The organism is Acinetobacter lwoffii, assembly GCF_024129595.1.
Lineage (GTDB): Bacteria > Pseudomonadota > Gammaproteobacteria > Pseudomonadales > Moraxellaceae > Acinetobacter > Acinetobacter lwoffii_O.
Genome location: NZ_JAMXXS010000124.1, coordinates 1 through 219 on the forward strand (window position 1 = coordinate 1; position 219 = coordinate 219).

At 38.8% G+C, this 219-nt stretch carries 1 pseudogene; it reads right to left on the reverse strand.

Annotation, left to right across the window (positions count from 1 at the left end):
- Nucleotides 1-190 (reverse strand): annotated as a pseudogene (locus NI466_RS15900) (IS3 family transposase); the annotation flags it as partial.
- Nucleotides 191-219 lie beyond the last annotated feature (29 nt).

Here is a 219-nt window from a genome sequence, read left to right on the forward strand (position 1 = left end):
GGATTTTGTTTATCTAAATATTTTTGATACCAAACACGTAGTGTTTCAGGAGTACAACCCTTGCGCAGTATACTGCTCAGGGAGCAATAGCTGTGATCGCAGCCCAATTCGATGGATAATCTTTCTCGGATTCAATCAATAATTGAACCGCTCTTTCTCTGATTTCAGGGGTATATTTTAATTTTGTCATCGGGATAGTCTCTCAGAATATTGACTCTC